This is a genomic window from Rubneribacter badeniensis (assembly GCF_002899695.1).
Taxonomy (GTDB): domain Bacteria; phylum Actinomycetota; class Coriobacteriia; order Coriobacteriales; family Eggerthellaceae; genus Rubneribacter; species Rubneribacter badeniensis.
Genome location: NZ_PPEL01000147.1, coordinates 1 through 4,237, shown reverse-complemented (window position 1 = coordinate 4,237; position 4,237 = coordinate 1). Strand labels below are relative to the sequence as shown.

Annotated in this window: 5 protein-coding genes and 1 pseudogene; 1 reads left to right on the top strand and 5 read right to left on the bottom strand. The window is 71.6% G+C overall.

Annotated elements, in window-relative coordinates; all coding sequences use genetic code 11:
* The 4 genes and pseudogenes from C2L80_RS13280 to C2L80_RS13265 all read right to left on the bottom strand — a co-directional run.
* Positions 1-591, bottom strand: a pseudogene (locus C2L80_RS13280) (hypothetical protein); the annotation flags it as partial.
* A complete protein-coding gene (locus tag C2L80_RS13275) occupies positions 588-1,292 on the bottom strand; it encodes an ABC transporter ATP-binding protein (RefSeq protein ID WP_224759192.1) in 705 nt (234 codons plus the stop codon). The pseudogene C2L80_RS13280 and the gene C2L80_RS13275, both read right to left, overlap by 4 nt.
* Before the next feature lie 179 nt (positions 1,293-1,471).
* Complete coding sequence (locus C2L80_RS13270; protein ID WP_087196113.1) at positions 1,472-1,954, bottom strand: hypothetical protein; 483 nt, start codon at positions 1,952-1,954, stop codon at positions 1,472-1,474.
* On the bottom strand, positions 1,951-2,163 hold the full coding sequence (locus tag C2L80_RS13265) for a helix-turn-helix transcriptional regulator (protein WP_338049482.1): 213 nt from the start codon (positions 2,161-2,163) through the stop codon (positions 1,951-1,953). The genes C2L80_RS13270 and C2L80_RS13265 overlap by 4 nt, the downstream gene beginning before the upstream one ends.
* 575 nt (positions 2,164-2,738) lie before the next feature.
* Between C2L80_RS13265 and C2L80_RS13260 the strand changes: the two genes are divergently transcribed.
* Positions 2,739-3,818: a hypothetical protein gene (locus C2L80_RS13260; protein ID WP_087196114.1), complete on the top strand. Its 1,080-nt coding sequence runs from the start codon at positions 2,739-2,741 to the stop codon at positions 3,816-3,818.
* A 41-nt stretch (positions 3,819-3,859) separates the two neighbouring features.
* On the opposite strand, the gene crcB is transcribed toward C2L80_RS13260, so the two are convergent.
* On the bottom strand, positions 3,860-4,237 hold a 378-nt coding region (crcB, locus tag C2L80_RS13255), incomplete at its 5' end, for a fluoride efflux transporter CrcB (RefSeq protein ID WP_103263364.1).

Here is a 4,237-nt window from a genome sequence, read left to right as displayed (position 1 = left end):
GGCGCGTGCGCCATGGCGCACGCGCCATCGCTTCCGCGAGAGCCTCGCCGCGCCGACGAGCCGCCGCACCGCAGTGCAGGCCACCCCCGCAAGCGCGCCGAGCGCGGCGCAGGACGCCGCAGCGTGCGCAAGGAAGAAGGCCGTCTGCGCCGCCGCGCCGACCACGAACCCCGCCGCGCCTCCGAGCGCGGCCCATCCGAGCGCGGCGCAGGCCGCCTCGACGAGCACCACGGGCCGCGCGCCCATCGGGCTGGCGACCACGTGCGCCACGTCCGCGTGCGACAGCGCCACAGGAGGGGTTCGCAGCCCCTGCGCGCCCGCTGCGAAAAGCGCGAGCCCGCACGCGGACAGCGCGCCGCGCGCCGCCGACGACGCGGCCTGCGCTCCCGCAAGCGCGAAGGCGTCCGCCGCCGAGGCGACGAGCCACGCCCCCATGAGCGCCGCCCAAACGCCCACGACCGCCGCCAGGTACAGCGCATAGGTCCGCTCGCCCCTTTCCACACCGGTTCCGAACAGGCGCAGGGCGTGATCGAGCGCCGTGCGCGCATGCCGCGCGCGCAGCCACAGCAAAAGCGCGACGTCGCCCATCACGGACGCTCCGCCGAAAGCCGCCCGTCCTCCAGACGCAGAACCGCATCGGGGCAGAAGCCGGGCACGTCGTGATGGCAGCTCGCCACGATGGCCGTCCCCGCCGCGCGCGCCTCCTCCAAAAGCGCGCTCAGCACGCGCGACGCCTCTGGATCGAGCGGCCCGTAAGGCTCGTCGAGCAGAAGGAGCCGCGGACGGCGCGCGAAGGCCAGCACGAGCGCGAGCTTCTGGCGCATGCCGCGCGAGTACGACAAGGGCAGAAGGTCGCGCTTTCCGTCCAGACCGAAGCGCGTCATCAGCTCCTCGGCCAGATCGTCGGCGGGATCGAGGCGGTTCGCGCGCTGCACGAAACGCACGTGCTCGCCGGCCGTGAGGTCGTCGTAGAACGCGGGCACGTCGGGGACGAACGCCACGAGCGTCCTCTGCGCGCGGTCGGCCCCGTCGAAGCGGCGCCCGAGAAGCTCCACGCGCCCCTCGTCCAAAGCGTCCCACCCGGCCAGACAGCGCAAAAGCGTGGACTTGCCCGCCCCGTTGGATCCCACGAGGAACGCCGCCTCGCCCGCCGAAAGCGAAAGCGACGCGCCCGAAAGCGCCTCCACCGCCCCGTAGCGCCGCACGATGCCCTCCGCGCGCAGCACGGGCACGCCGGACACCTGGGCGCACGCGTCCCTCGCGTCGTCTTTCCCGCCATCGGCATCGTGCACGAAAGCCCCTTTCCACCGCGCGCTCGAAAAACCCGTCCGCAGCGCGCCCTTTGCATTCGATCTTCAGTATGGGGGATCGGGCGCGCGCGGCGCAAGCGTCCGTCGCGCAGGATTTCCTCAACTTGGGCCGCGCTCGCCCGAAAAGCCGGCGGCCCGCAAGCCCGCGACGACCGCCCGGATCACCGTCGGTACTCGACGCACCATCTGGCGCAGTAGACCGCGTTCACGACGAAGAGCACGCCGACCACGCAGCCGACGGCGACGCGGTACATCGTCGAGGCCGGCGCGTCGGCGAGCAGCCCGAAGATATAGGCCGCCGCGAGCACGCCGAGGCATGCGATCAACCCCGTCATGGCCGTGACGTAGGCGCTTCTCGACGCGCGCGACGAGATGGCCCGTTCGCGCTCGTCTTCAGCCGCGAGCTCCAAGTTGTCCAGCATGCTCGCCCGCACTCGCATGCGCCGGATGAACGCGAGCCGGACGAGCACCCATGCGAGAAGCGAGGCGAGAAAGAGCAGGAGCGCAGGAGAGGTCGACACCGAGAAAGCGAACCCGTGCGCCGTCACGTTCAGCTCGTGAACCTCAAACGGGAACATGAACGCCGCGCCCATGAGCAGAAACAGCGCCCCGTTCGCCGAACATTCGAACACCACCTTGCTCATAGCGCATCCTCCTCCTTTGCGAAAACGTCCTCCACCGCCATCCCGAACCGCTCGGCGAGGCTCATCGCCAGAAGCAGCGACGGCACGTAGCCGCCCCTCTCGAGCGAGATGATGGTCTGGCGCGTGACGCCCACCGCTTCGGCGAGCGCGGCTTGGGACAGCCCGTGCGCCTCGCGCAGCTCCCGCACCCGGTTCACGATCGTCGCCACGGCGGCCTCCTTTCCGAAACGTCGCCGCCCGCATCGGCGTCCCTTTCGTAGAGGGGCGCAGAAAGTACAGTTGACTTGACATTACGATAGTCATCATAGGGCATGTATCACGCCATGTCAAGCTGACTTTACTTTTCCTTTGAGCGCCGATCGTCTTCGCCAGCTGATCGAGATAGCCCCACCCCAGCCTCAAAGAGCCTCGAGGACGGGCGCGAACGACCGCCCGAGTTCGGCGAACGCGTACCCGGTCTTGGGAGGAACCACCATACACGCCGTGCGCGACAGCATCCCCCGACCGGCACGAACACGCGCGCATCCCCGCCGACGAGCTCGTCCTCATGCGCCTGTGACGAGCGGGGCCGCACGAAAACCGCAGATAGTCACGCCTTTCGCCTCCCGCATCCCGTCGCGGACTGCGGCGGGACGCGGGAGGCGCCGCAGTCCGCGCCCCCCATGCGTCGGACGGCGATCCGCGAGCCCACCGCCCCTCCGATCCGAGACCCCCGTTGACTCCGACGCTGCGTCACGATTTACCATGGGAAGCCGACGTTCGCCGCCCGACCCCAGGAGGCCCCATGGAACCTTCGCTCCCTCCCCTCGGATCCCGATCTGCGCCCGACGTCCATCGCGCGGGCGCAGGCGCGCGCTTCGCGTTCGCGATCCTCGCCGTCCTCGCGCTTTACGCCGTCGACCTCGTCTGCGTCCTCGCCGCGCCCGAGGCCGCAAGCGACCTCATGCGCGCCGTCGCCGTGCCGTTCGACCTCATGGTGTGCGCGCCGGCCGCGTTCTACCTGATCGTGCTGCGGCGCTTCGGGCTCTCGCCGGCGCTCGTACTGCCGGTCGTCGCCCTTGGCGGCGCGGCATCGGCGGCCCTCGCGCCGGTCGGCCGCCCTTCGCTGCACCTTCCCCTGGCCGCAGCCGCGCTCGCCCTGGAAGCGGCGATCGTCGTGCGCGAGGGGCGCAAAGTGGCGCGCGCCTACCGTGCGGCCAAGGTCGCGTCGTCCCGCCCGAACGACTGGTTCGCCGCCGCCCTCGGCGTCCTCGTGCGCAGCGAGCGCATCGCGCGCCTCGGCGCCGACGAGCTGGCAGCGGAATGGTATCTCGTGCGCTCGTGGGGCCGCACGCCCGACATCCCCCCGGGATGCCGTGCGTTCTCCCAGCACCGTCGAAGCGGCCATGCGGCGCTCGTCGGAACCATCGTGGCCGTCATGCTCGTGGAGACGGCGGCCGTCCACCTGCTCATGGCTCGATGGAGCGCTCCGGCCGCGTGCGCGCTCACGGCGCTGTCGCTCTACGCCTGCGCCATCCTCGTCGGCGACGCGCGCGCCACCGCGCTGAGCCCCTTGCTCGTGGACGACCGCGCGCTGACCGTGCGCTGGGGCGCGCGCTTCTGCGAGCGCATCCCGCTCGACGCCGTCCGAAGCGTCGGCTCCTCCGAACCCGGCGAGGACGCGCCGAAGTCCGAGCGTCTTTCCCTGGCCGCGATGGGCGCCCGTCCGTGCTGGATCGAGCTTTCCCGCCCCGTTCCCGTCCGCACCGCCTTCGGAGGCGTGCGCGCGATCCGCTGGCTGTGCGTGGGCCCCGACGATCCCGACGCCTTCGCCCGCGCGGCCCTCGAGGCGCGCGACGCCCTCGCAACGCCCGTCCCCGCCTAGGCGCCGCGCTCCTCCGTCTGCCTCCGGCGCGGGCGCGGCTCCTAAGCCGACGCGCTCATTGCCGACACGGCCGTGCGCAAGACGAGCCGCCCTGCCGCCACGCCGAGCACGCACGCGACCACGCTGCCCCCCGCGTACAGCGCGCCCAAAGCGACCTTCCCCTCCTCCAGAAGCGCGAGCGTCTCGAGCGAGAACGCGGAGAACGTGGTGAAGCCGCCGCACACGCCGGTTTTGAGGAACAGCGCCGCCTCGGCCGGAAGCGCCGCAGGGCCGCTCGCGGCCTCCGCGACCGCTCCGATGGCCACCGCTCCGAGGAAGTTCACGAGAAACGTCATGAGCGGGAAGTCGCCCCCGCACGGCACGAGGCCGAGCAGATAGCGCCCCACGGCGCCGATAAACCCGCCCGCCCCCACCAAGAG